We start from the raw sequence: 24463 nt of genomic DNA, 5'->3' as shown, positions 1-24463 counted from the left end.
AATATCAAGGTACTTACATGAGCATTATGACATTAACGACTCAAGACAGCGTTGCAGTTATTACCCTAACAAACGGTGAAAATCGTCAAAATCCACAGTTTGCTAAACAACTAAAACAAACACTTGCAGAAGTTGCTGCAAACCAAAACCACAAAGCGCTAGTGATCACTTCAAATGATGAGAAGTGTTGGAGTTTAGGCATCGACACCGACTGGTTGTTACCTGCTATGCAAGCAAAAAAGGCTGATGAAATACGTGGTTTTATGTACGACATGGACGATGTATTTAAAACCTTACTGCTTTTCCCTATGCCAGTGATAGCCGCTATTAATGGCCATGCTTTTGGTAATGGGGCTATTTTAGCCTGCGCCTGTGACTTTAGATTTATGCGCGGCGATCGCGGCTTTTTTTGCTTCCCTGAAGTGGATTTATCAATCCCATTTTTACCTGGCATGATAGCTTTTGTAAAAAAAGCCATGCCTTACTACCGCTTTAACGAAATGAAACTAACAGGGCGTCGCGTATCTGGAGCAGAGCTGGCAATTGATCACGTTATTGAAAAAGCCTCAACCGATCAGCAAAGCTTACTTAGCGATGCGATGGCATTTGCGGCCACGTTTGATAAAAAACGCACTATTTTTGCCGAGCATAAAAAACGCTTACACAAACAGATAATTCAAATCATTGATGAAGAAAATAAACCCTTTATAGATAATTTGGCTTTAATGGTTTGATAAAAAAGTAATTTGTTAAAGCTGCTGTAACAGCGCGGAATAATGTTTAAGGACGAGAGCATAAATGAAAGTCGAACAAATAGAAGAGTTAGGGTTAACGCGTGCTGAAAGCAGGGAAGTTATTACCCCTTATGCGTTTGAGCTTGATCAAGCGTTATTGGGGTTGCCACTTGCTTCACCGACTCGCCGCGCGCTCGCGATGGTAATCGATGTAATGTTGATTTTTGTAGCAGCAAAACTCAGCGCAGCGTTAATTGCCTTTGTGGCTGCAATGGCTTTTTATAAAGGCACAGCGCAAAAGCATCTACCGAAAATGTCGATGTTTTGGCGTAGAGTACTAAAAGTCACAGCGGCGAGTATATTATTTGTAAGTTCGTTGGCCGTACTTTCCCTCGCTATTGATTTTTTTGAGGACGATAGCGCAGTGCAAATGCAAGGTATAAAGATTAATAACGACCTACCTTTAGCGATCGACGAAAAGCAACTTATCCAAGCGTATTTAGCTGACACTGCGCAAAATTGCGACCAACTCTGCCAAAACAAGGCACTGACTAATTTACGGGCTCAAGTACCGCGCCTTGCTGAAATAGAGGAATTTGAAAACCAACAGCTGACGCGGGTGCTATTGCAAATAATGGTTTCAGCTGATGGTGAGCCGTTAGATCTGGAACCCGAGATTACGCAAACGCAGCCTTCAAATAGTGTGCTGCAGTGGGGCAAGGGCATTATTCAAGATTTAGGCCTTGGCTTTGGCTGGGCTGCAGTGTACTTCACGTTATTTTCGCTGCTTTGGCAAGGCCAAACACCGGGCAAAAAAATATGTGACATTCGAGTAGTGGCACTCAGTGGTGAATATTTAAGTCTATGGGATGCGTTTGGCCGCTACGGTGGTTATGGAGCAGGGTTTGCGACTGGCTTATTAGGATTTTTACAAGTTTATTGGGATCCAAACCGCCAAGCAATTCAAGATAAAATAGCTGCAACCGTTGTAATAAAAGGTAATATAAATCAGCTGGTAAATACGCACACAATTGAAGAAGCCATTAAGGATTAAGGTTTTTTTAAACGTATGTTGTACGGTTTTACTCAAATTTCACTGCAATAGCTTGTATAATAAGCACATGTTACGCCATCTCAGGTCATAATTTATAAGGATTTTAAATTTTTATGGCTAAACCTCAGCTTTTTTGGCTTATTTTAATATTATTACTTACCTGCTTCATGCCTTGCGGTTTTCTCATCTGGTATGAAAGTGAGGATCCCGCATTTATTCCTAATGCTAATTACAATTTTATCCTCAACTGGATTTTACCCTCGTTGACGGTGCTGACGATTGGTTACCTTTTTAGCCGTTATAAGAATTTTGCTCAAGTGAAGGAAAGTTTAGATGAGCACTTTATTGCTGAGGGACGCTTAGTTAAATATTTTACGCTGCTTTTTAGTCCTGTGTTTATTTACTTTTACTTTTGGACATTCATCAATATCCCAATACAGTTATGGGCACAATACCGTTTAGCGGACTATTGGTCGCAAGAATATTTATTAGTAGAGGCAACAACATGTAATAGTGACTATGAAGCGCACTGTGTAGAGCTAAAGTTTGCCGATTTAGCAAATGAAGAAACACATTCAGTAAGATGGTATTTAGATAAAGCTGAATTATTAACGCTTAAAGATAAAAGAGTAAACCTAGTCGGAGAACAAAGTTATTTTGGCTATATTATCAATGAAATACAGTGGTAAGTTGGTTTAAAAAGGCGATTAGTAAGATTAACCCCAGTTATTGTGCTGGGGTTAATTTATAGCGAGTTTCAGCAGTTAGTCGCGTTTATGTTGACGCGAAAAATCTATATTGGGACCTTTAGGCACCACTTGGGTTGGGTTTATCATAGTATGGCTAAAATAGTAATGCCGTTTAATATGATAAAAATCAACAGTTTCTTTTACCCCGTCAACTTGATAAAGCTCGCGTAAATACTCACTTAATGCAGGGTAGCATTCGATGGTGCGCAGGTTACATTTAAAATGCCCAACATACACGCTATCAAAACGGATCAAGGTGGTAAACAGTCGCCAATCTGCTTCAGTTAATGTGTCACCCACTAAATAACGCTGCTTGAGTAAAATACTTTCTACTTTATCCAGCGCGCTGAACAAGTCATTAAATGCCTCTTCATAGGCTTTTTGTGTGGTTGCAAACCCTGTACGGTATACACCGTTATTAATGTTGTTGTATACCAGCTCATTTATTTCATCAATTTGAGCCTGCAAGTGAGCGGGGTAAAAGTCGAGCTCATTGCCTGTTAAATGATTAAACGCGCTATTAAACATGCGAATGATTTCTGCTGATTCATTGCTCACAATTTTATTTTGCTGCTTATCCCATAAAACGGGTATGGTCACTCGGCCTGAATAATCAGCTTTATTTTGGGTATAAATTTGATGCATAAATTGTTTATCAAATAACGCATCCCCAGTACTGTGATTACTTTTATCAAATGTCCACCCGTTATCAAGCATATCTGGGCTTACGACCGATACATCAATGTAGTCTTCAAGGCCTTTTAATTTTCTGAAAATCAAGGTGCGATGCGCCCATGGGCAAGCTAGCGAAACATATAAGTGGTAACGGCCTTTTTCAGCCTTAAAACCAGCTTCACCCGTTGCGCCTGCGCTGCCATCTTCGGTTACCCAGTTACGTAATTGTGCAGACTCGCGTTTAAACTCACCGTCACTTTTGTCGGTATCGTACCACTTGTCTTGCCATTTACCGTCGACTAGTAATCCCATAATTGACTCCTGTATTTTGTTTTAAAAGGTACCAAATTTACCGCTTTGATAATCACTAATTGTTTCTCGTAGTTGCGCTTGCGTATTCATCACAAACGGCCCCATGTGAGCTATCGGTTCATTCAGTGGGTTACCGGCTAAAATAAGTACCCCCGCGCCGGTTTGAGAATTAAATTTAATGTCACTGCCAGGCTCTAAAATCAGTAAGCTACCCGCCATAACAGGGCCACCTTGGTCGGTGTTGATTGAGCCGCTGTGAATATAAATCATCACCTTAGTTTGGCTAAGCGGCGGGTGAGTAAACTCAGCCCCTGCAGGCACTGTTACATCTGCCAACATGCCATTGGCTGCCAGCTCTTGCAGGCTTGAAACTTGCTCCTGCTGGTCAAATTGCCAACTGCCAGCCAGCGCTTTTAGTACAGCACCTTGGCTATTTTTATGCTCAGGCGCAGGGTGCTCGGTAGTATCTTGATACTTTGGTGGTCTGAGCTTTTCAGTGCTTGGCATATTGAGCCAAATTTGGAAACCGTGCATGCCCTCGATCGCATCTGCAAGCGGCATTTCGCTGTGAATAACGCCAAAACCGGTGCTCATCCATTGCACATCACCTGCGCGAATCGCTTTTTTATTACCCATTTGGTCTTGGTGCTCAAAACCACCTTTTATAATATAGGTAAACGTTTCTATTCCTCGATGCGGGTGCGCCGGAAAGCCACCCATAAAATCACTGTGGTCATCGGATTTTAATTCGTCGATCATTAAAAAGGGATCTAAATGTTTACCATCAAAGCCTGGAATGCGGCTGATGTTTACGCCATCACCATCTTGGGTTGCATGGCTATTGAGTTGTTTAATTACTTTCATTATTGCGCTCCGAATCGTGTATATGCTTATTTAAACACATTTAAATTAAACAACCATGGGTAAAAATAGCACTATTCATTCGTTTTAGAAGAATGCTCACGCTGTTGTTGCTTAGTTAAGTGATCGGCTACAAAGGCGCCACGTTGACCAGATTCACGGGCAGGGCCTATGGTGCTATCAAGCATGGTTTGTTGTTCAGTACTGGCATTGATGGCTGCGCCAAAAATAATAATATAGGCGCTGATATACAGCCACATCAGCATGATCACCACGCCACCCAGAGAGCCATATGTTTCATTGTATGAAGCAAATTGTGACACGTAATATGAAAACCCTAATGATGCAATGATCCACAGCCCTGTGGCCATGATTGAACCCGTTGTAACCCAACGCCATTTGGCCGGCTTTCTATGTGGTGCATAACGATAAACAAATGCTAATGCAAAATGAAAGGTGGCAGCCAATAATGGCCAAGTGAGTAATTTGATCACGAAATCGATACTGTTTTTGAGGCCTACAATATTGAGTACGATAGGCAAGATACCAATGATCAGCAATGCGACCACCGCAACAAAGATAGCGCCAAGAGAGAATAAAAAGCGTATTAATAGCGCTTTAAAAAACTGTCTTTTGTTATGTTCATGATAAGTAATGTTACAAGCGGTGATCAACGCCTGACAGCCTTTACTGCTACTCCATACCGTTAGTAGAAGCGTACCTATAGCACTAACACTCAATACTTTTTGTGATTGCTGAGTGACCTCAAGAACTTGTTGCATAAGGATTTCGCGGCTGCTTGGTGGTAATAAGGTAATGAATTTACTAATGTGTTCACTGATATCCGCTGGAGAAGTTAAATAAGCATACACTGATACGCAGGCAGCCAGAGCAGGGAAAATAGCCAGTAATGCATAGAAGGCGACACCTGCGGCAACAAACGATAAGTTGTCTTGTGACAGGCTGTGGTAAACCCGCTTACAAATATCCCACCAACCAAGTAGTGGGATGTCTGTAGGCTTATTGGCCGTAAAGCCACGCTGTTTATGTGCCATTATATTCCTTACTTAGCTTTATTATTAAGTAACCAGAGTTCAGGTTGAGTGTCTTATTTGCAGTTAAATACTTATCTATTAATGAATTTAACTGCAAGGTGCTTGCCAGCTTAAATTGGCGCTTTATTTGCAGTGTTAGGAATAATATTAATTAGCACTGCCAGATTCACGTATGTATATGGAAATCACTAATATGATTAAAAATCAATTGTTTAATTTACTATCATCACTCCGGGTTGAAGCTGACCCCGCCGTTGTCGATCCTGTTTCTTGGCAAGCTATAAATGTTCAGATTGCGCACTTTTTACAAAGTGCTTGGCAAATGTTACCTGCTCTAACTTTGGGAGTTGTCGCAATAGTCGTGTGTTATTTTATTGCCAGGCCGCTGTCTTATTTATTTGTTAAGCCCATCAGTTATGTCAGTGAAAGCCGGTTATTGCATGTTGTCACTCGTCGCTTCATTAGTATTGTGATTATTTTATTTGGTGTTTATCTATTCCTAAGGTTAGCGGGCTTAAGTGAGTTTGCCGTGGCGGTGATGAGTGGCACTGGCTTGGTGGGTTTGATTTTAGGCTTTGCATTTCGAGATATTGCTGAGAATTTTATATCAAGTATGCTGTTGAGCGTACAGCGACCTTTTCGTATTGATGATGTGATTGAAGTTGATAATCGCTTAGGCGTGGTTAAAAAAGTAACTGCACGTGCCACCACTTTAGTTGATTTTGATGGCAATCATATTCAAATACCGAATGCGACAGTGTATAAGAATGTGATTAAAAACCTGACTGCAAACCCAAAAATGCGCGGCCATTTTAAGTTAGGTATAGGCTACGATAACGACATACGTGCGACGCAACAACTTGCCGTTAGTTTAATGAGCCAACAAGAGGCCGTGTTAAATGATCCTGCCCCGCAAGTGTTACTGGATGAATTGGGTTCATCGACCATCAATTTAATCATTTATTTTTGGGTTAACAGTGAGCAACACAGTCCTGTTAAAGTAGCATCACAGTTAATGCGAGAAATGGTTAACAATTTTACTGAGCATGGTATTAGTATGCCTGATGATGCACGAGAGCGTATTATCTTAAATGCTCCAAGTGCCGAGCAACCACAAGAGCAGCAACTTCAGCCTGCCTCTGCTGAGAAAAAAACCAAGCTAGCAGCCACTCACACCGATATTGATGATGTCAGCAGTGATGCCGATGAAATTCGAGAGCAAGCTGATAGCTCACGTGATCCAGAGCAAGGCAATAATATTATATAACCCTTACTATTATGAATTTTTTGCGAAAAAGACAGTGCTGTTTTGTGGGCGTCGCGTAGATAGCGTATACTGCTGTGCTGGTAATTTCAGGCAAGCTCGGTGCTTTACGGGTATAGCTTAATTACGCCGTCTTCTTACCCCTTTTCAAAATGACACTAAATATATGAATGATTTAACAGTAGTAACCCACAATGGTAATTTTCACGCGGATGATGTGTTTAGTATCGCAGCACTTAGGCTAGTTCTTCCTGATTTTAAGCTTGTGCGTACTCGCGATACGCAGTTGATAGCGCAAGCTGATATTGTGATTGATGTAGGCGGTGAATATGATCCAGCAGCAGGGCGCTTTGATCACCATCAACGTGGTGGCGCGGGCGCACGTGAAAATGGCATTCCTTATTCGTCATTCGGTTTAGTTTGGCAGAAATATGGCTTACAACTGTGCCATGGCGATGAAAATATCGTTAATGCTGTTGATTCCTCTTTAGTATCTACCATTGATGCTATTGATTGTGGTCACGTTGAAGGGGTGTCACAAGGGATCAGTTTAAGCCAAACTATTTCTATGTTTAACCCAACGTGGCAAGAAGCAAGTGAGTTTGATCGCTGTTTTGACGAAGCGGTTGAATTTGCAATGCGCATTTTATCGCGCTTTATAGCCTCGGCCAGTGGCAGTATCAATGCCAAAGCCATTGTAGCAAAAGCGATTGAAAACGCAGACGATCCTCGCGTTATTGTGTTAGAACAATATACACCGTGGAAAAAAACAGTGCATGCGTTATCGCAACAAGCGCTGTATATGGTTTACCCATCGCACTCAGGTAAATGGATTTTGCAAACTGTGCCAGTGGAGCCTGGCTCATTCGAAGATCGAAAATCATTGCCAAAAGCATGGGCGGGTTTATCCGATAAAGAGTTTCAAACTGAAACGGGTATTGATGATGCAATGTTTTGCCATAATGGTTTGTTTATCGCAGGAGCAGAATCATTTGCAAGTACCATGAAACTGGCTGCAATGGCGTTGCAAGACCAATAAAATGGTTTGAAAAATGGGGAAGCACTCGCAGGCTTCCCCATTTTTGGTATTAATGCCTAAAGTTTTCTAGCAAAGCAGGAATACCTGGCAGCATGCCGACCATGGCCATTACGCTGGTAAGTAACACAAACATGATCAGTGGAATGATCCAGCGGCTCATATGAGTAAGTTCTGAACTGCGCTCTTTACAACCAATCAAGCCTAAGTTATCGAGCAGCATAGTTAGCGACCAGCCAAATGCGGGGTTTACTAACGTTGAAGCAAATACCACGATGGCAGCTGATTGCGTGGTTTTACCTTCGCGGGTCATTTCCATGCCAGCCTCTAACAAAGGAATAAATACCCCCACAATTAACGCTACACATAAAACGGGCTGCCAAATCGCGAGATCCATTGGGTAACCCCACACCCCAGCAATCACACAAAATAATGCAGTTAAAATTGCACCGGCGGGAATAGGGCGCTTAGCAATTGCGGCAGGCACAATATAGGTCCCCCAAGATGAGGTGAAATTAGAGCCACCTAAAATAGAACCAAACGTTTGTCTGACCGATGCACTGAGCATTGTATCGTCGATATTCATTTGTACTTTTTCAGTACGTTTTGGGTAGCTGATCTTTTGGAACACTTGGTGCCCTAAAAAGTCTGGGGACCACATGGCCACCGCAAGTATCGCAAACGGTAATACCACCACAAAGCTTTCAAGGGTGGGTAAACCTAACATCCAACCGGTGTTTTCACCCCACCAATACATTGGGTTCATATTTGGTAAGCCCGGGGCGGTTTTAAATTCAAACGGTGCGCCTAAAGCAAATGCTGTTAAGCCCCCAATCAAGCAACTCAGTGGTACAGCAAGCCAGCGCTTTTTAAAATGTTCGAGTAACGCATACAGTAATATAGTGGCCAAAATAACAATGAAAGCAATGTGGGTCATTTGGATTTCTTCGGCCCATGCAAACAGTTTTTTTACCTGTGAAATTGTGCCGATGAAGCCTAAATACAGTAATAACCCGCCGCACACCCCTTTACTGGTCAGCCGTGCCAACAAACTGCCGCCTTTACTGATGGCAAGCAGTAATCCTAATGCACCTATGAGTAGTCCGAACGCCATAGGGTGACCGCCCGCGGCGACTACAATAGGAATGAGTGGGATCAATGGTCCGTGGGTTCCCGCTAAGTTAGCGGTGGGTAAAATAAAACCAGAAAACAAGATGATAAAAATAGCCACTATGAGTAACTCATAGCGCACGTTTTCTAACACAAAGGCATCACTCAAGCCAAGCGGTGCTGCAAATGTTGCTGCAATTGCACCCACCATCACGACTTTGCCTATGGTTCCTGCCATCGCTGGGATTGTGTCTTCAAATTCGAAACGGTAATCGCGAAAAGGTAAATTAGGGCGCCAGCGCTTGGGCTGCATAATTTGCAGTTCATGCTCAAGGTAGTCATCTCGACTGGCGAACTCAGAACTGGGTTTATGAAGATTTTTATAGCTATCGGAAACGGTTTGAGTATCGCTTACCTGCTCAGCTTGGGATGAAGAGTCATCTTTTTGCGTTGTTGTCATTACTTCTCCTGCAACATAAGTTGCTTACTCAAAATAAAAAAACAGCTTTATACCCAAATCACCTCAGATGCGAGTTTGAGGTCGTTTGGGTATATAAGCTATGAATATTGAGTTGGTACAGTAAAGCAGGGACGCCACAATTACGATTAGGCAAAGGTCGAGCATGGTGTTGAAAACGGTGAGTATATTAAGTAAGCAAATTGCCAAGCATGAATGTATTTTATTTTTTTATATCATTGTTTTAATTTAATTTTAACGAGAGAAAACTGAAGGTGAACGGCGGATAAGGCCGAGGTTGGTTAACCAATTGGCTCTAAACCTTTAGTCTAATAAGCGCAGTAAAGTGTTAATAATCAATAACCAGCAGGACGGCTGTCTTGCATTATTAAATCTAACTTGGTTTGTGCTTTTTTGTAGTTTTCTAAATCAATGACTTCGATCATTTCACATTCGTCCCTTACCATTTCGCTGATCAGGCTAGGGTAGTGACGACAATCCTCTGGCCTATCTAAGTAAATACTGCAGGTATATTTATCCGCTTCATGGGGGGCTGCTTTGGGGGCAAGTTCAAGAAAAGGGCATCGGCTTAGTTTTTCCCCAGTGTGCGGGTCGTGCCATATTTGCTCATTTTTAACAAATGCGAAAATGTCAGGGTTAAAAATTTCCCACAGATCTATTTCTTCTTGCGTAGCACTGAGATCGCCATCGCCGTATTTAATACAGCATTTACCACACTGATTACATTCTTTCATAATTAACATTTCTGCAAGTTTGTGTGCTCACTATACAGCAATTGTTACTCAAGGCGGATACACCAGTCGATTATTATTGTATAAGGTCAATTTTGTTCAATACGGCACACCGATGAAAATTAATACTCCTCTGTAAATTAATTACTTAAGTACATTTATGACTTTTTCTGTGATCATCTCAATGGCATTATTTGCCTTAGCGGCCTCTATTACGCCAGGCCCAGTAAACCTACTTTCACTTAGTTGCAGCGCTCGCTTTGGGACAAGAAGCGGCCTGCTATTTATGACGGGGGCAACGTTAGGTTTTATCGTATTATTTTTATTTATTGGTTTTAGTTTGCATTTGCTGGTGGATAAACTGGTGTGGCTCACAGTTATTTTACAGTGGTTTGGCATCGCATTTTTAGTGTACTTGAGTTACCAATTATTTATCGATGATGGCACATTGAATAGTAAAGATCGTCGCCGCGCGCCCACTTTCATGACTGGAGTTATCATGCAATGGCTTAACCCTAAGGCGTGGTTGGCTTCGTTATCGGGGATTGCGGCGTATATTCTCAATGCTTTAAGTACAGAGCTTGTTACCTTTGCCAGTGCGTACTTACCAATTTGCTGGCTATCACTTGCTTGTTGGGTGTGGCTCGGTTTGCGACTCGGGCAGCATTTTCAAAGCGCTGCCAATGTGCGGTTGATGAATAAAGCACTGGCATTATTGTTGCTGGCCAGTTGTGTGTTATTAGTAATTTAAATTTACAACGGTAAGGAGCGCCGATATTGCTCAGGAGTTGCGGCAACACGTTGCTTAAATACACGTTGGAAATGTGCTTGATCACTAAAGCCACTGTCGTAGGCAATACTGGCAATTGCTTGCCCTTTTTTCAGTGCTTGCTGGCCTAACTGAATACGGCGATTTAACCGGTAAGCGTGTGGAGTCATATTAAAGTGACGTTTAAAAGCGCGTACTAAATAGCTGGTACTAAAACCAAAATGTTCACTGATGCTACTAATTGAGGTGTCATCTAAGCTGTGCTCATTTAAATAGTGGGCCACTTGATAAAGTGCGTTGGGCACGAGAAAAATTGGCTCTATTGTACGTGAGTTGCAATCTAGGTGGTTAAACAAGGCAACAAAATAGTCATTTAATTGCGTCTGCTTGGTACTAATAGGGTTGTTGGATAGCAGTAATTTGCATAGCTTGACAAAACCTTGATAGAGCAATGGCATATTAAGGGTATCTAAGTGACTATCTTGCCAGTGTGGTTCGGCTCTCACCCCTGACTCAAATAATAACTGCGCTAACCACTTTTTATCGACATGCATCATATAATACGCCCATGCAGAATTTTGCTGCGGGTTACAGGCATACACTTTATCAGGGTTCATTATTACTAAGTGACCTTGGCTGACATGATGTAGGCGGTTTTCACAAACAAACTCGCTTTGCCCAGCTAAAATAGCGCCGATTGACCATTGCTGGTGTGAATGGGGGGCATAGGTAACGCGTCGGCCATCAAGTACCTGGCGCAGCTCTATATATGGCAATGCGGGATCACGCCAAAAAGTAGGCTGTGTTGTAGGGAGCATAAAATTTACCACGATTGAAAATATGAGCTTAGCTGTTGATACATAAATCTACTCGTAATTTAAAATATTGTCTACAAAAGCAGCCCTTGATTGACGCTAAAATGCATGATTAAAGGTAGTGAGATAAATCACTAATCATGGGCTCATAAATTAATTTTGGTATTTCCAATAAACGGGGTTGCCATACACTTCGCTAAAATAATCAATACAAACACGCACATTTAGCGGTGGTTGCTTTGTGTTTGGGTAAATTGCGGTTATGTTTTGTGAGCCTACTTTTATTGTTGGTGTAAATGAACCTAAAATTGATACTAAGGTTCCAGCTGTTAGGCTTTCACCGATTAACCAGTCTGGAAATAAAACAATCCCCATGTCATTTAATGCGCTAATGAGCAGCGTTTCGGCATTATTAGAGACTAAGGTAGGGATCACTACTTGTTGCTGCCATGCTGATGAATTGTTTTTAAATAACCAACGATTTTGCCCCGATGAGCCGCGATATATTAAACCATGATGTTCACTAAGATCTGATGGCTGTTTAGGTATGCCATACTTTTTAAGGTAACCGGGAGATGCCGCCAAGTGATATGTTTGCACGCCTAAGGTTTTGCCATGCAAGGATGAGTCGCTGAGTGAGCCAATCCGGAAAATTATGTCGGCGGCATCCGTATGTGGATCAATAAAATCATCTGTTTGGGTTAACTCAACTTGAATTAACGGGTAGCGATTTAAAAACCCGCTAAGCCAAGGGGCGATGTGTTTTTGGCCGAAAAATACCGGAGCATTAATTCTGATCAAACCTTTTGGCTGACTTGCTCTATCTTGCAATTCATTGCGTACTTCGCTGAGCTGTTCAGTCATTGACCGTGCATAGCCGTGAAAAATTCTCCCCGCTTCGGTTGGCATTATTGCGCGTGTGTTACGATAAAATAGCTGCTGGCCAAGCGCGCCTTCAAGTTGCAAAATCACCCGCGAGACCATTGAAGGGGATACATTTTCACGGCGAGCAACAACAGAAAAACTCTTACTTTGATACACGTCAATAAAGAACTTTAATGCGCGGATATTAATTGAGCTAATATCATTCATTTGTGCAAATCCTGCAAAAGTGTTTTCTACATAATCCCATTTTTTACGTTGAATCACTAGGCTATGATCAATTTCTTATTAATAGGAGATTTGCATGCAGTTTATTTTGATTCTAATTGTGGTGATGGGAGGAATGGGGCTGTCTGTAGAAGCGGGTCTATTGGGCCCTTTAGGCGGCGAAGTTGGAGAGCTATGGGCTACCTTCAGTGTATTTAGTGTGGGTGCTGCGCTTACCTTTATGTTGATGCTATTTTTTAGTCCTCGCAATAGCCCGTCATTTTTCAAGCAACCATCATGGACATTATTAGGCGGCGTTTTAGGCCCGGTTTATGTCGTTATATTGACGATAACAGCACCAGTTATAGGTATTGCTATGACGATGATCGGTATTTTAATGGGGCAGATAGCGAAAAGTTTATTGATCGATCATTACGGCTTATTTGGCACACAACATCGTCAGGTCGACCGGAAACGGCTTGTCGCACTGGTTTTTATTATTATTTCATTGCTTTTGATGGCACAAGGGTAGGGGACGAAAATGACGTTAATAATGATAATTCTCGCTGTGATTGGCGGCGCTACATTAAGTATTCAAGCTGCAATTAATGCTCAGCTTGGCAGTAAAGTGGGCGTTTTTCGCTGCGCATTTTTGACTTTTTCGGTTGGTGCTTTGATCACCGGATTACTTATTTTTTACTTTGAACCTAGCCACGCGATGACATTGTTAGATGTGCCTAAATGGCAATTACTCGGGGCAATGTGTGGTGTGCCCTATATCGTGATTATGGTGTTTGCGGTACAGCGCATAGGTACTGCGGTTGCAACGGTTGCAGTTATTTTTGGGCAACTATGTATGAGCATGCTCATTGATAATTTTGGCTGGTTTGGGAATGGCATTATTAGTTTTACTCCCACTCGAATTGGCGCCATTATTTGCTTAGGCATCGCATTATATTTTATTCATGCAAGTAACAAAGCTGCAGTTAAAACTGAGGGTTAATATTTACCCAGTTGGAAGGTGCGCTGAGCCACTGCAATTGAACAATTACTTTATTAAACAGACCTTTTTGCCCTGCGATAATAAAACATGTAGTGTGATCACTTAGCATGAATCATTTTTGCGTAGAGTGTATTAGAATAGTGCGTTATTGGCCTCACATAGATTGCTTGTTTGGAATTACTTTACGCAATCAAATGAGCTGGCCATTATTTCTAACAAAAGGTAATGATAGAATGATGAATACAAAACTGTATAAGTCAGTATTGGAGCTCGCAGGTGAGCTAATGAATGCAGCGCAACAGCAACAGCAAGCGAGCTTTGATTCACTTTACGAGCAGTTAAAAGCACTGTGCATCGAACATGAAAATACTGAGAAAGATCATCCTGTTCAGTGGGAAACACTGGCTGATTTTACCGATGAGTTTGCTGATGCTTTGTTGATCTATGAAAAGGCGTTAGCTAAAGCGATAGCTATTAACGCTAAAGACTATATGTCGTCAATTGGCTATGCTATGGCAACTATGCATGTCGAACTTGGCCAAACTGATGCTGCTATTGCCTGCCTACAAGCCGCACAGATTAGTGCAAATAAAATCCCAGACAAGGCCTTAAAAGCTGAAATAGCTGAGTTATTAGACACCTTAAAATAGAGTGTTGAATGGGTTATCTGAGAGGGAGTAATCAATGGAAGTTACGCTAGGCAATAGCCCGGAATTAATTGAAATGCGCTATAGCGTAAAATAAAGGCTGCAAAGATTTAATGCGCGATGAGTTAAGAGCGAAGATCATTCAAGTTTGCAATAAAAAAATGGCGGCGAAAGGTGATAATGTAGGGTTATCATTTTATGCCTTCTTTGCAAATAAAAATGATGACCCAGAGTTATTGATGGAAGCCGCGACCTGGTGGATCCACACTCATCAATTAGACCATTTTGTTAAAGCACAAACGATTAAAACGATGGTTGAAAATAATATGTGACGGTGTGGTTTATTGTAGTTTTGGTTCACCTGAACGAGGTTAAGGGAAATTTTTAGGGGGTTATGCTGGTGGCAGATACATTTATTGCGCAAGGCTTCGGTTTTTTAAGTTTTTTTTTAGCAATGCTGTGTTTTATGCAAAAAGATGATCGCCGTCTTAAATTAATGATGATTGTGATGAATTTGAATCACGCCTTACATTTTTATTTACTCAATGCTGTAACCTCATCGTTATGCTGCTTATTTTCAGCAGGGCGAACTGCTGTCTCTATGAAAACCAAGGCAACTTGGGTGGCATGTATATTCATTATTTTAACCGCTTTGATTGGCTATTTGACGGCGCAGCAGTGGACTGATTATATTGCTGTTTTAGGTGCATGTTTAGGTAGTTACGCTTTATTTTGCCTAAGGGGGATCACCATGCGCTGGGTTTTATTTTGTGGCTCATGTTTATGGCTTATCAATAATATTATTGTTGGCTCAATCGGCGGAGTATTATTAGAAGCAACGGTTATCGTAATAAATTTAACCACCATTTACAGGCTTCATAAACAACGTGTTATGGACCCAGAGTTTACGCAGTGAAGGACTTAGCTGAGCCCTTCACTGCGTAATTTATGGGTTACTGCCTGGTTAATTCAAACATTTGATTTTCTGCACCAGCTAAGCATGTCCACTGCAAAATATTAGCGTCATCACTGGTTTTGCTGCCATCTACATCCAAACACAGTTCGCTATTGCGATTGATTATACGCCATTTACCAGAGCCCGCACTTTGGAAGCGAAACTGCTGGTTATAACTACCTGTATAGGTCCAAAGATTAATATTTTCCCCCGCGGTTGTTGAATGGGTATAAACCTCTAATCCTTTAGCTGGGGCATTGGCGGGTGAAATACGATGCCAAACACCGTCAACAGTGGTGATATTAAATTTTTGGCAATTATTATTAAGCCAAGACCATTGCCTAATATTTGCCCCATCAGCAGTATCACAATTAGCTACATCAAGTGAAGCACCACTGTGTTTTGGAGTAATTCTATAGGTACCATTGAGTAAAGTATTGGTAACGTTGCCATTAGCTCCATCACTGTAGCCATTGTAGACTTCGAACTCCGCAATTTGAGGAACACCATTGGCAGAATGAACCACAAAACTGACTTTAGATAAGTTAGTGTTCGAGAAGCTGATAACATCAGGTACTGCTCCACCATTTGCTAGTGTTACGCCAGTGTCATAATTTACTAATGACCAAGCAGTGATCTGTCCTTTAGTAGCCGCTGTTTCGATAACTCTAACGGCATTTATTGTCGTGTTGAGGTTTTTAATATTAATGCTACCTGTTGTAGACGAAGGCGACCAGTATGTAGAAGTATCACCATCGTTCACATTACCATAGCTTGAGCCACTGGCTTTTGAGCTACCATCAACACCAGCATTGAGTGCTAAGTTTTCGCCAGCAGGGGTTGGCTCAGGAGTAGGCTCAGGGGTAGGCGTTGGATCGGTAGGCGTCGTAGTACCACATTGCCCATTGGATGTTTGTAAGCCTTTGTTTGCCCCCGCTGTTGCAGCGATGATGCTCGGTATACACTGCGCATTATCAAGTTGATAGCTATAAGGAATGTTGATTGTTGTGGTGGAAGTTGGGTTCGGTCCAGCAGGGTGAAGTTTGCTTTCTTGCTGTGACCAATCGATATTATCCCAAATATTACCACTGACTTGCCAGTAACCCATGTCGTTTGTATAAAACGTACCAAGTGGATCTTTTGAATCTTTGAAGTAATTATTCTCGGCTCGCATTTTGCCACCAATACGTGGATTCATACCTGATGATACAAGTCCACTGTAATAGTTATTGTAAGCATGAGCTGTAGCATGCCTTAATAAAGGCGTGCGCGAATTGATGTTTTCATAGTAATTGTGATGAAAGGTCACAGGGCCGTTATTTTCATCGCTATCACTTGAGCCAACAAGGCCGCCACGGCCTGAATTACGTAAAATACTGTATGATAACGTTACGTATTTAGTATTACTTTTCATGTCAAATAAGGCATCATAACCTGAGCTTTCTCCTCCACTGGCTTCAAGTGTCACGTGGTCGACCCAGACATTACTAACATTCGATTCCATGCCAATTGCATCTCCACCGTTTGAAATAGGGGAGCCAGACTTTTTGACGTTTCTGACATGGACATTCTGAATAATGATATTTGAAGAAGAGCGAATATGAATGCCCAGTTGATCAAAGAGGGCACCGCTTCCTACACCGATGATAGACACATTACTAATTTCTTTCAGTTCAATTAAATCTGGCCCAGTATTACAGCTGTCTCCAGAAACTTTACTGGTATTGCCATGATTTATGGTGCCCTCAACATGGATAATAATTGGTGTGTCACTTGATGCTCGGTTACACAAAGCTTGATGAATTTGCGTGCCAGTTGTTGCATAAACAATATCACCGCCAGCTCCACCGGTTGTTCCGCCATTTGATGTGGCAAAGCCTGACGCATTCGCAAACGCACTTTGGCCATAAATTGCAGCAGTAATGGCTAAAGCCCTCACTGAGTAGTTAAAAAGTGTACTTTTACTCATTGTTGTTCCTAATAATTGTGTGTTTAGATCAAAATAATTAGATTAATTAATTGTAAAATTAGTTAACACAATCAAGTTTTTTAATGCTTGTACTGCAGTGCTACCGGTGGCATTATTGCGGTAAATATAATCTTTAGCAATATTAATTACTGATTTTTTAGTTTTTAATTCATTATTTAGGCTTGTTTTATTTGTTTCTAAATGGCTTTAATTAATTTAAATCATTATGTTATGTATTTTTTGTGGTATAAAAATAAATGACAATAATAACAAGTTTGATTTTTAATTTTTGTTTAAGAAGGTTTCATTCATGATTTCATTAAATTAACATTTGTTCCCTTTATGTTGGTGGGAAAGGGTCCTCAGCACATAAATAATAACGTTAATGCTGAGCGCTATAACAGTTTAAGGGGGCACTCTAGGATTGTTTGTGGGTATATGCTGCATGAATGCTCTTTGCAGCATTAATGTATGCAAGGGAATTATCTACACGTTGTGGCACTTTTTATATTTTTTACCGCTACCGCATGGGCATTCATCATTACGGTTAACTTTTATATCTGCAACTGGGAAAATCTCACCATCTAGATAGCGCCATAATCCTGCTTCTTTTATAAAATTTGATTTTTCATGCAGCTGGCAAAATAGATTTTGATAAAAATAACTAACGCAAAATTCAACATCCGCAGTCGACTCGTGTTGTTCGGCATTGATCACGTCTAATTGAATAAAGCGGCAGCTGTTGGCAAACTCAGTGATTTCTTTGACTGGATTTTCAGCTTGTTTTTCTTGGGCATAAGTTTGGTATATATATTTGGCATTTTTTAATGCATAGGCGGCATAGCGAGATCGCATAAGTTGCTCTGCCGTGGTTGCTTGCTCTGTGCCTAAATGAAGCTTTTGGCAGCAGTCTTGATAACTATGTTGACTGCCGCATAAGCAATTACTGTCGGTAAGTGAAGTCATGTTAAATCGTTTGATTCAAAAACGTTATTTTAACAGCTTATTGCGCCAATGCCATATCGTTACTTTGCTGGGTTTTAGTGAAGCAGTATAGCTTGGCACTTGCTTGGTCTAAGTTTAACGATAGATCAGCAATTTGATTATCTTTTACGATATCTGTCCAAGTGATCACTGCTGCAAAATTCCCATTATGCAATGCGGAGTTTAAAACATACGCTAAATTAACAAGGTGCTTTTGGCGTATTACTAGTAACTTACTGGTATCAATCGAACATGAATCAAGTAGTGCTTTACTCGGTACATGATCGGGTGCAATTAGCAATGTCCATGCATTTTGATTATTGTAATGGTGCAATACCTTTAGCAATTCAAACGTTGCTGAGATCTCATCTTCAATTTGAATTAAGTTAACTGATGCGCTTTGGTTATCTTGTTGGTAGCTTTTAACAGTTCTTACGGTAATTGGCTGTAACATAATGTTCACTCACTGGTTGTTTATACAGTATGTGTATACAGTAGTTTATACAGTTGTTTGGTGCAAGTTTTTTCTGCTAATTTTTTATACGATTTACAACCTTGGCAGGCTAATGTAAGCATGAAAGAGGTAGTTAAAATTAAATATTACTTAAAAATCAAGCGGTTAGCTTGTTTGTGGTGATGTTTGTATTTTGCACGATATGAACAGCTGGTTATCACTTTTTTATACAGTAGTTGGGATCAGATGTGAAAATTGCTGTTGATGGATCTGTTCATACAGTGTTGCAGCATAGCACTGGGCGTCTTTAAAGCGACGTGTGCTCAGATGCTTACGTAGATCTGTAAGGGCTGCTGTAGCAGGTTCATAACCTTGGCTGCTGGCTAAACTTAGCCATACTGCACCATGAAATACACTATTTGGCACGCCTTGGCCCTTGATAAAAAATAAGCCAAGATAAAATTGTGCTCGGTGATTTCCTGACATCGCTGCCAATCGCATCCATTTAGCGGCGAGGGGAGGTTGTTCATTTTTCAAATAATAGAGTGCTTTATTCACGGTGTTTTCTGGTGTATCAGCTTTAACATCACTGTGTGGGGTGCTGTTTGGTTGAGTGATAAACGATAAAACGTTATCTAGCTGTTGTTCTAAATCTAAGCCAATAGGTGAGGTATCTGTCATAGTGCCACATATATTATTGTTGTCTATTACCGCGTAAGTTTAGACTAATACAAGGTAAAATGTCCTGCTATTCTTGAAATATATGATAAAATTACACAATTATTCTTATCTACAATGAAACTCATCTATGCTTGACGCGTTATTTAAAATTAGCGACCACAATTCAACTGTGCGTCGTGAATGTATTGCTGGCCTCACAACATTTATTACTATGGTTTATATTGTTTTTGTAAACCCTGCTATGTTAGCCGAAGCGGGTATGGATCAGGGCGCGGCGTTTGTTGCAACCTGTATAGCTGCCGCAATTGGTTGTTTTATTATGGGTCTTTGGGCTAATTATCCGTTAGCGCTGGCGCCAGGTATGGGGCTCAATGCCTTTTTTACTTATGGCGTTGTACTTGGCATGGGCTATACCTGGCAGGCTGCGTTAGGTGCGGTGTTTATGTCAGGTTGTATCTTTTTGTTTTTAAGTTTGTTTAAAGTCAGAGAGTGGATCATTAATGCAATACCGTTGGTTTTAAAACAAGCAATAGCCACGGGAATTGGCGCATTCTTAGCGTTAATCGCACTAAAAAATGCCGGCATCATAGTGGCAAGCCCTGCGACTTTAGTGCAGTTGGGTGACATCACAGCTGCAGGGCCATTATTGGCAATTTTTAGCTTTTTTGTTATTGCAGCTTTGTTGTATCGTGATTTTAAAAGTGGCGTACTGATCAGTATCTTATTAGTTACTGCCATTGCATTAAGTTTAGGTTTAGTTGAGTATCAAGGAGTGATGTCTATGCCACCTTCAATCCTACCAACCTTTATGCAACTTGATTTTGCAGCGGCTCTTGAGTTGTCTATGCTCAGTGTTATTTTTGCTTTTTTGTTTGTCGATTTATTTGATACCTCAGGGACTTTGGTTGCAGTTACACAAAAAGCGGGCCTTGCTGATGAAAAAGGCAACATGCCGCGTTTAGGCCGTGCATTAAGTGCAGATAGTTCAGCAACGATTGCAGGCGCAGTGCTTGGTACTTCTACAACAACATCATACATAGAATCTGTTGCAGGTGTTTCTGTTGGTGGTCGTACAGGTTTAACAGCCGTTGTTGTTGGCCTGTGTTTTTTATTGATGATGTTTTTTGCACCACTGGCTAAAATGGTCCCAGCGTATGCAACTGCGGGCGCTATTTTATATGTGGCAGTATTGATGTTACAGAATCTCAAGTTTGTAAATTGGGATGACATGACTGATGCAATACCAGTGAGTGTAGTATTACTAATGACCCCTCTGACGTTTTCAATTGCACATGGCATTGCACTTGGCTTTATTTCGTATACGGCTGTAAAAGTATTGTGTGGCAAACGTGATGAGGTAAGTATCAGTGTGTGGATCTTAACGGCAATGTTTGTGGTTAAATTTGCGTTTTTATCATAATTCGATTTCTAACAATTACGACAAAGAAAAAGTGGTTTTACCACTTTTTCTTTGGTGCAAATAATACGTCTAAATCGTCTTGCTCTTGCTCGGCTTTTTTCTTCAGTGCCGTTGCATTCGATGCTTTTAACTCAGTACTAATGGCTTCTAAGTAACCCTCTAATTCTTGACGTTTACCAGTGATGTAGTCATCGCTATAAGCCACAGCAGATACAGTTGCGTAGGCTTTTTCAAAGTATTGCCGTGCAGAGCCCACCATGTTGGCTGAACGAGCAGAAATACCGCGTTTAATTTGGCTTTCAATATTAATTCTTAATTGTAGTTTTTCTAAACGCTTATCTTCAGCAACAAAAACTTGGCTATCTACTTTACCTTTACCGTGTTCTGAGCGAAGCACTGCGCGTATTTTTTTAATACCTTGGATCAGTGATATCAATTGCTTGTCGTTATCAGGTAACACTAAGTTTTCTGAATTAGTGGCGTCAAGTGGGTTGCCCAAACGTTCTTTTGCTTCTTTTAAGCGGTTTTTTAATTCTTTAGAATTGGGAGAAAGTTGCACCATAGTTACAAGCGCATCGTGAATACGGCGCTGCAGAATACGTAAAATATTCTCAGACATAGGGATGTTAGCGCTATTTAGTAATACGTCTTCGGATTCTCCAATGATTTTTTTTTGTTTAGTTAAATCTTTACGGCGTTCTGTCTCTTGTTTCTCTTTATGCTGTTGTACCGCACTAACCCACAGGGCAATGACGATAAGTGCAACAATCAACATAATAATAATAGAAACGATCATGGTTTAGGTCTCAGGTTTCACAAGCTAATAATTTTTATCTTACATTAAATATATGCTAACAGGGTAGTTTTGCGCGTTTTATAGCAAAAAAGAATTCACTTTCTCAGTATTTATTATTATATAGATTATGATTTTTTTTATTTTTTGGTTCCGCTAAAAGATGGCTACCTCAATACGAGGGTTTATGCTAGCCTAAGCATATCATCTTATAATTCTGATCTCAGAGAGCCTTTTTCTATTATTAAGTAGAAAATACTTGGCTTGACGCGATGTAGCATTTATAAATAAGCAGTATAACTACACTAAAAAATGCAGCCATGAAATTACAACAACTCAGATACATCGTCGAAGTCCAAAATCATAAACTCAATGTTTCAGCAACAGCCGAAAGTTTATTTACCTCACAACCTGGTATTTCTAAACAAGTACGTATGTTAGAGGATGAGTTGGGCGTGCAAATTTTTGGCCGCAGCGGTAAGCATTTAACACATGTTACTAGTGCGGGCACAGAAATTATTAATATTTCTCGTGAAATACTTTCTAAAGTAGAAGGTATTAAAGCGGTAGCAAATGAACATACTTTACCAGATCAAGGTAAGTTAAATATTGCTACTACGCATACACAGGCTCGTTATGCTTTGCCAAGTGTGATCCAAGGCTTTATGAAAAAGTATCCTGCTGTGTCATTACACATGCATCAAGGTACACCACAGCAAATTTCTGATGCGGCGGCGCGCGGTGATGCCGATTTTGCGATTGCCACTGAAGCACTGCATTTATATTCTGATTTAGTGATGCTGCCGTGTTATCACTGGAACCGTAGTATCGTGGTTGCAAAAGATCACCCGCTGGCGAAAAAAGCGGAATCTCTCACTGTGGCTGATATAGCTCAGTATCCGCTAATTACCTATGTATTTGGTTTTACTGGCCGTTCAGAGCTGGATAAAGCGTTTAATGCACAAGGACTTGAGCCGCATATTGTATTTACTGCTACCGATGCTGATGTGATTAAAACCTACGTACGCTTAGGTTTAGGCGTAGGTGTTGTCGCATCAATGGCGATTGACCAAATTGCCGATACCGATTTAGTGTGTATTGATGCCAGTCATTTATTTGAAGCGAGTACGACTAAAATAGGCTTTCGAAAAGGCAGTTTCTTACGCACCTATATGTATGACTTTATAGAACGTTTTGCGCCGCATTTAACCAAAGAACGAGTGGAAAGAGCGAGCTTATTGCGTAATCAAGAAGACGTTGATAAGTTGTTTGAAGATATCGAATTACCAGTTAAGTAACTAATTTTATAAAGAAAAAGCCGCATAATGCGGCTTTTTTATCATCCTAAAAAATTAGCATTCAATAATGTTAACAGCCAAACCACCCCGTGCGGTTTCTTTGTATTTGGTTTTCATATCATTACCTGTATCGAGCATGGTTTTGATCACTTTATCCAGTGATACTTTTTGCTCGCCACTACCACGAATAGCTAAACGTGAGGCATTAATCGCTTTGATAGCGCCCATTGCATTACGTTCTATACAAGGTACTTGTACTAGACCACCGACCGGATCGCAGGTTAAGCCTAAGTTATGCTCCATGCCAATCTCGGCGGCATTTTCAACATGTAATACACTGCCCCCGATAATTTCTGTCAGTGCGCCTGCAGCCATAGAGCAAGCAACACCGACTTCGCCTTGGCAGCCAACTTCAGCGCCTGAAATCGAAGCATTCTTTTTGTACAAGATGCCAATCGCAGCGGCGGTGAGTAAATAGCGGGTTGCAATATCGCGGTCTACTTCTTTAATAAAGGTGTGATAGTACATTAATACGGCAGGTAGAATGCCCGCTGCGCCATTGGTTGGCGCTGTAACCACACGACCACCTGCGGCGTTTTCTTCATTAACGGCAAGGGCAAATAAGTCTACCCAGTCCATTGCTCGCAGTGGATCGTTACTTACTTCAATATTGAGCTTTAAATACAAGCTCGGAGCACGGCGTTTTACTTTTAAACCGCCGGGTAAAATACCTTCGGTGCGCATACCGCGTTCAATACAGGCTTTCATTACTTGCCAAATATTGAATAGTTCATCTTTGATTTCATCTTCAGTACGCAGCGTTTTTTCATTTTTCATCATCAGGCTAGATACGCTAAAACCTGATTCTTTACACATCTCAAGCAGTTCTTTGGCACTGCCAAAAGGATACGGTGCGGGATTTTCTTCGCGAATATCCAGCGCTGCTTGTTTTTCTTTTTCAAATTCTTCATCAGTTACAATAAAACCGCCACCGATTGAGTAATACACTTTACTATGGAGTTTTTCGTCACCTTTGAATGCAATGATCTCCATTGCATTTGAGTGTTTAGGTAAGGTTTTACGACGATGAAATACGATCGCTCCCTGTTTAGGGAATTTCGCTTTATGAACTTGATTTAAATAGATAACTTGTTCGTTTTCAATTTTAGCGAGAATGTCGTCAACTAAATCGGCATCTATGGTTTCCGGGTCATAACCCGCAAGCCCTAAAATAACGGCTTTACCAGAGCCATGGCCAATACCAGTTTGGCCTAATGAACCATATAGCTCAACTTTAACGCTGGTGACATCGGTTAATAAATTTTTTTGTTGTAGTTCGTTAACGAATAAACGCGATGCACGCATAGGACCGACTGTGTGTGAAGACGACGGGCCAATGCCAATACTAAACATATCGAATGCACTGATCATAATAACTTTACTCTACTTTTACTCAGCACGATTGCTGCCTTTGAACGGTCGCACATAATAACGCGTAATTGTACCCTTGTAACCCTTTGCGACAGA

General features: G+C 41.0%; 26 protein-coding genes. 13 read left to right on the top strand and 13 right to left on the bottom strand.

Going from position 1 to position 24463, the window contains the following annotated elements; all coding sequences use genetic code 11:
• Positions 1 to 17: 17 nt before the first annotated feature.
• The 3 genes from NDQ71_RS05110 (at position 18) to NDQ71_RS05100 (ending at position 2477) form a co-directional block, all read left to right on the top strand.
• The gene (locus NDQ71_RS05110; protein WP_192540750.1) at positions 18 to 734 is read left to right on the top strand and encodes an enoyl-CoA hydratase/isomerase family protein; all 717 of its coding nucleotides are present in this window, start codon (positions 18 to 20) and stop codon (positions 732 to 734) included.
• 64 nt (positions 735 to 798) lie between these two features.
• Positions 799 to 1788, top strand: a complete 990-nt coding sequence (locus NDQ71_RS05105) for an RDD family protein (RefSeq protein WP_192540751.1) — start codon at positions 799 to 801, stop codon at positions 1786 to 1788.
• A gap of 113 nt (positions 1789 to 1901) precedes the next feature.
• Positions 1902 to 2477: a hypothetical protein gene (locus NDQ71_RS05100; protein WP_192540752.1), complete on the top strand. Its 576-nt coding sequence runs from the start codon at positions 1902 to 1904 to the stop codon at positions 2475 to 2477.
• Positions 2478 to 2552: 75 nt separating this feature from the next.
• On the opposite strand, the gene NDQ71_RS05095 is transcribed toward NDQ71_RS05100, so the two are convergent.
• The 3 genes from NDQ71_RS05095 to NDQ71_RS05085 form a co-directional block, all read right to left on the bottom strand.
• Positions 2553 to 3524, bottom strand: coding sequence for a glutathione S-transferase family protein (locus tag NDQ71_RS05095; protein ID WP_192540753.1), 972 nt, complete (start codon positions 3522 to 3524; stop codon positions 2553 to 2555).
• A gap of 21 nt (positions 3525 to 3545) precedes the next feature.
• Positions 3546 to 4388, bottom strand: a complete 843-nt coding sequence (locus tag NDQ71_RS05090) for a pirin family protein (protein WP_192540754.1) — start codon at positions 4386 to 4388, stop codon at positions 3546 to 3548.
• Positions 4389 to 4459: 71 nt separating this feature from the next.
• Positions 4460 to 5440 carry a YihY/virulence factor BrkB family protein gene (locus NDQ71_RS05085; protein WP_192540755.1) on the bottom strand — a complete coding sequence of 327 codons (981 nt, stop codon included), beginning with the start codon at positions 5438 to 5440 and terminating at the stop codon, positions 4460 to 4462.
• A 178-nt stretch (positions 5441 to 5618) separates the two neighbouring features.
• On the opposite strand from NDQ71_RS05085, the gene NDQ71_RS05080 reads away from it, so the two are divergent.
• Together NDQ71_RS05080 and NDQ71_RS05075 are read left to right on the top strand one after the other, a co-directional pair.
• Complete coding sequence (locus NDQ71_RS05080) at positions 5619 to 6707, top strand: mechanosensitive ion channel family protein (protein ID WP_192540756.1); 1089 nt, start codon at positions 5619 to 5621, stop codon at positions 6705 to 6707.
• Between the two features lie 163 nt (positions 6708 to 6870).
• Positions 6871 to 7743: an MYG1 family protein gene (locus tag NDQ71_RS05075; RefSeq protein ID WP_192540757.1), complete on the top strand. Its 873-nt coding sequence runs from the start codon at positions 6871 to 6873 to the stop codon at positions 7741 to 7743.
• Between the two features lie 49 nt (positions 7744 to 7792).
• On the opposite strand, the gene NDQ71_RS05070 is transcribed toward NDQ71_RS05075, so the two are convergent.
• Together NDQ71_RS05070 and NDQ71_RS05065 are read right to left on the bottom strand one after the other, a co-directional pair.
• Positions 7793 to 9310, bottom strand: a complete 1518-nt coding sequence (locus tag NDQ71_RS05070; protein ID WP_192540758.1) for a DUF3360 family protein — start codon at positions 9308 to 9310, stop codon at positions 7793 to 7795.
• Between the two features lie 353 nt (positions 9311 to 9663).
• The gene (locus NDQ71_RS05065) at positions 9664 to 10062 is read right to left on the bottom strand and encodes a YkgJ family cysteine cluster protein (RefSeq protein WP_192540759.1); all 399 of its coding nucleotides are present in this window, start codon (positions 10060 to 10062) and stop codon (positions 9664 to 9666) included.
• 157 nt (positions 10063 to 10219) lie between these two features.
• On the opposite strand from NDQ71_RS05065, the gene NDQ71_RS05060 reads away from it, so the two are divergent.
• Positions 10220 to 10810: a LysE family translocator gene (locus NDQ71_RS05060; RefSeq protein WP_192540760.1), complete on the top strand. Its 591-nt coding sequence runs from the start codon at positions 10220 to 10222 to the stop codon at positions 10808 to 10810.
• A 2-nt stretch (positions 10811 to 10812) separates the two neighbouring features.
• Here the strand turns inward: NDQ71_RS05060 and NDQ71_RS05055 are convergent, their stop codons facing one another.
• Positions 10813 to 11646: an AraC family transcriptional regulator gene (locus NDQ71_RS05055; RefSeq protein WP_192540761.1), complete on the bottom strand. Its 834-nt coding sequence runs from the start codon at positions 11644 to 11646 to the stop codon at positions 10813 to 10815.
• Positions 11647 to 11796: 150 nt separating this feature from the next.
• Positions 11797 to 12792: a LysR family transcriptional regulator gene (locus NDQ71_RS05050; protein WP_283710496.1), complete on the bottom strand. Its 996-nt coding sequence runs from the start codon at positions 12790 to 12792 to the stop codon at positions 11797 to 11799.
• Positions 12793 to 12829: 37 nt separating this feature from the next.
• Between NDQ71_RS05050 and NDQ71_RS05045 the strand changes: the two genes are divergently transcribed.
• The 5 genes from NDQ71_RS05045 (at position 12830) to NDQ71_RS05025 (ending at position 15298) form a co-directional block, all read left to right on the top strand.
• A complete protein-coding gene (locus NDQ71_RS05045; protein WP_192540763.1) occupies positions 12830 to 13264 on the top strand; it encodes a DMT family transporter in 435 nt (144 codons plus the stop codon).
• Between the two features lie 9 nt (positions 13265 to 13273).
• Entirely contained in the window at positions 13274 to 13735 is a 462-nt protein-coding gene (locus NDQ71_RS05040; RefSeq protein ID WP_064667502.1) for a DMT family transporter, read from the top strand.
• Between the two features lie 233 nt (positions 13736 to 13968).
• Positions 13969 to 14385: a tetratricopeptide repeat protein gene (locus NDQ71_RS05035; RefSeq protein WP_192540764.1), complete on the top strand. Its 417-nt coding sequence runs from the start codon at positions 13969 to 13971 to the stop codon at positions 14383 to 14385.
• A 110-nt stretch (positions 14386 to 14495) separates the two neighbouring features.
• The gene (locus NDQ71_RS05030; RefSeq protein WP_192540765.1) at positions 14496 to 14714 is read left to right on the top strand and encodes a DUF6500 family protein; all 219 of its coding nucleotides are present in this window, start codon (positions 14496 to 14498) and stop codon (positions 14712 to 14714) included.
• A gap of 62 nt (positions 14715 to 14776) precedes the next feature.
• Positions 14777 to 15298: a YgjV family protein gene (locus tag NDQ71_RS05025; RefSeq protein ID WP_192540766.1), complete on the top strand. Its 522-nt coding sequence runs from the start codon at positions 14777 to 14779 to the stop codon at positions 15296 to 15298.
• A 37-nt stretch (positions 15299 to 15335) separates the two neighbouring features.
• Here the strand turns inward: NDQ71_RS05025 and NDQ71_RS05020 are convergent, their stop codons facing one another.
• The 4 genes from NDQ71_RS05020 to NDQ71_RS05005 form a co-directional block, all read right to left on the bottom strand.
• Entirely contained in the window at positions 15336 to 17306 is a 1971-nt protein-coding gene (locus NDQ71_RS05020; protein WP_192540767.1) for an RICIN domain-containing protein, read from the bottom strand.
• 486 nt (positions 17307 to 17792) lie between these two features.
• Complete coding sequence (locus NDQ71_RS05015; protein ID WP_192540768.1) at positions 17793 to 18272, bottom strand: YchJ family protein; 480 nt, start codon at positions 18270 to 18272, stop codon at positions 17793 to 17795.
• A gap of 37 nt (positions 18273 to 18309) precedes the next feature.
• On the bottom strand, positions 18310 to 18744 hold the full coding sequence (locus NDQ71_RS05010) for a SulA-like leucine-rich domain-containing protein (RefSeq protein WP_064667497.1): 435 nt from the start codon (positions 18742 to 18744) through the stop codon (positions 18310 to 18312).
• Between the two features lie 225 nt (positions 18745 to 18969).
• Positions 18970 to 19425, bottom strand: coding sequence for a tetratricopeptide repeat protein (locus NDQ71_RS05005; RefSeq protein ID WP_064667496.1), 456 nt, complete (start codon positions 19423 to 19425; stop codon positions 18970 to 18972).
• A gap of 127 nt (positions 19426 to 19552) precedes the next feature.
• Here NDQ71_RS05005 and NDQ71_RS05000 point away from each other — a divergent pair, with 127 nt between their 5' ends.
• A complete protein-coding gene (locus NDQ71_RS05000) occupies positions 19553 to 20845 on the top strand; it encodes an NCS2 family permease (RefSeq protein WP_192540769.1) in 1293 nt (430 codons plus the stop codon).
• Positions 20846 to 20882: 37 nt separating this feature from the next.
• On the opposite strand, the gene NDQ71_RS04995 is transcribed toward NDQ71_RS05000, so the two are convergent.
• On the bottom strand, positions 20883 to 21641 hold the full coding sequence (locus NDQ71_RS04995; protein ID WP_192540770.1) for a hypothetical protein: 759 nt from the start codon (positions 21639 to 21641) through the stop codon (positions 20883 to 20885).
• Between the two features lie 317 nt (positions 21642 to 21958).
• Here NDQ71_RS04995 and cysB point away from each other — a divergent pair, with 317 nt between their 5' ends.
• Entirely contained in the window at positions 21959 to 22936 is a 978-nt protein-coding gene (cysB, locus tag NDQ71_RS04990) for an HTH-type transcriptional regulator CysB (protein WP_064667493.1), read from the top strand.
• 54 nt (positions 22937 to 22990) lie between these two features.
• Here cysB and NDQ71_RS04985 read toward each other — a convergent pair whose 3' ends face one another.
• A complete protein-coding gene (locus NDQ71_RS04985) occupies positions 22991 to 24367 on the bottom strand; it encodes an L-serine ammonia-lyase (protein WP_192540771.1) in 1377 nt (458 codons plus the stop codon).
• Positions 24368 to 24463 lie beyond the last annotated feature (96 nt).

Origin of the sequence: Pseudoalteromonas sp. KG3, from assembly GCF_030436385.1 — a bacterium.
Taxonomy (GTDB): Bacteria; Pseudomonadota; Gammaproteobacteria; order Enterobacterales; family Alteromonadaceae; genus Pseudoalteromonas; species Pseudoalteromonas prydzensis.
This window is presented reverse-complemented; position numbering and strand designations above follow the sequence as displayed.

Bases quoted from the DNA above. Each gene is read 5' to 3' on its own strand.
- NDQ71_RS05110 (WP_192540750.1), top strand. From the start codon at position 18: ATGAGCATTATGACATTAACGACTCAAGACAGCGTTGCAGTTATTACC.
- NDQ71_RS05105 (WP_192540751.1), top strand. From the start codon at position 799: ATGAAAGTCGAACAAATAGAAGAGTTAGGGTTAACGCGTGCTGAAAGC.
- NDQ71_RS05100 (WP_192540752.1), top strand. From the start codon at position 1,902: ATGGCTAAACCTCAGCTTTTTTGGCTTATTTTAATATTATTACTTACC.
- NDQ71_RS05095 (WP_192540753.1), bottom strand. From the start codon at position 3,524: ATGGGATTACTAGTCGACGGTAAATGGCAAGACAAGTGGTACGATACC.
- NDQ71_RS05090 (WP_192540754.1), bottom strand. From the start codon at position 4,388: ATGAAAGTAATTAAACAACTCAATAGCCATGCAACCCAAGATGGTGAT.
- NDQ71_RS05085 (WP_192540755.1), bottom strand. From the start codon at position 5,440: ATGGCACATAAACAGCGTGGCTTTACGGCCAATAAGCCTACAGACATC.
- NDQ71_RS05080 (WP_192540756.1), top strand. From the start codon at position 5,619: ATGGAAATCACTAATATGATTAAAAATCAATTGTTTAATTTACTATCA.
- NDQ71_RS05075 (WP_192540757.1), top strand. From the start codon at position 6,871: ATGAATGATTTAACAGTAGTAACCCACAATGGTAATTTTCACGCGGAT.
- NDQ71_RS05070 (WP_192540758.1), bottom strand. From the start codon at position 9,310: ATGACAACAACGCAAAAAGATGACTCTTCATCCCAAGCTGAGCAGGTA.
- NDQ71_RS05065 (WP_192540759.1), bottom strand. From the start codon at position 10,062: ATGAAAGAATGTAATCAGTGTGGTAAATGCTGTATTAAATACGGCGAT.
- NDQ71_RS05060 (WP_192540760.1), top strand. From the start codon at position 10,220: ATGACTTTTTCTGTGATCATCTCAATGGCATTATTTGCCTTAGCGGCC.
- NDQ71_RS05055 (WP_192540761.1), bottom strand. From the start codon at position 11,646: ATGCTCCCTACAACACAGCCTACTTTTTGGCGTGATCCCGCATTGCCA.
- NDQ71_RS05045 (WP_192540763.1), top strand. From the start codon at position 12,830: ATGCAGTTTATTTTGATTCTAATTGTGGTGATGGGAGGAATGGGGCTG.
- NDQ71_RS05040 (WP_064667502.1), top strand. From the start codon at position 13,274: ATGACGTTAATAATGATAATTCTCGCTGTGATTGGCGGCGCTACATTA.
- NDQ71_RS05035 (WP_192540764.1), top strand. From the start codon at position 13,969: ATGATGAATACAAAACTGTATAAGTCAGTATTGGAGCTCGCAGGTGAG.
- NDQ71_RS05030 (WP_192540765.1), top strand. From the start codon at position 14,496: ATGCGCGATGAGTTAAGAGCGAAGATCATTCAAGTTTGCAATAAAAAA.
- NDQ71_RS05025 (WP_192540766.1), top strand. From the start codon at position 14,777: ATGCTGGTGGCAGATACATTTATTGCGCAAGGCTTCGGTTTTTTAAGT.
- NDQ71_RS05020 (WP_192540767.1), bottom strand. From the start codon at position 17,306: ATGAGTAAAAGTACACTTTTTAACTACTCAGTGAGGGCTTTAGCCATT.
- NDQ71_RS05015 (WP_192540768.1), bottom strand. From the start codon at position 18,272: ATGACTTCACTTACCGACAGTAATTGCTTATGCGGCAGTCAACATAGT.
- NDQ71_RS05010 (WP_064667497.1), bottom strand. From the start codon at position 18,744: ATGTTACAGCCAATTACCGTAAGAACTGTTAAAAGCTACCAACAAGAT.
- NDQ71_RS05005 (WP_064667496.1), bottom strand. From the start codon at position 19,425: ATGACAGATACCTCACCTATTGGCTTAGATTTAGAACAACAGCTAGAT.
- NDQ71_RS05000 (WP_192540769.1), top strand. From the start codon at position 19,553: ATGCTTGACGCGTTATTTAAAATTAGCGACCACAATTCAACTGTGCGT.
- NDQ71_RS04995 (WP_192540770.1), bottom strand. From the start codon at position 21,641: ATGATCGTTTCTATTATTATTATGTTGATTGTTGCACTTATCGTCATT.
- cysB (WP_064667493.1), top strand. From the start codon at position 21,959: ATGAAATTACAACAACTCAGATACATCGTCGAAGTCCAAAATCATAAA.
- NDQ71_RS04985 (WP_192540771.1), bottom strand. From the start codon at position 24,367: ATGATCAGTGCATTCGATATGTTTAGTATTGGCATTGGCCCGTCGTCT.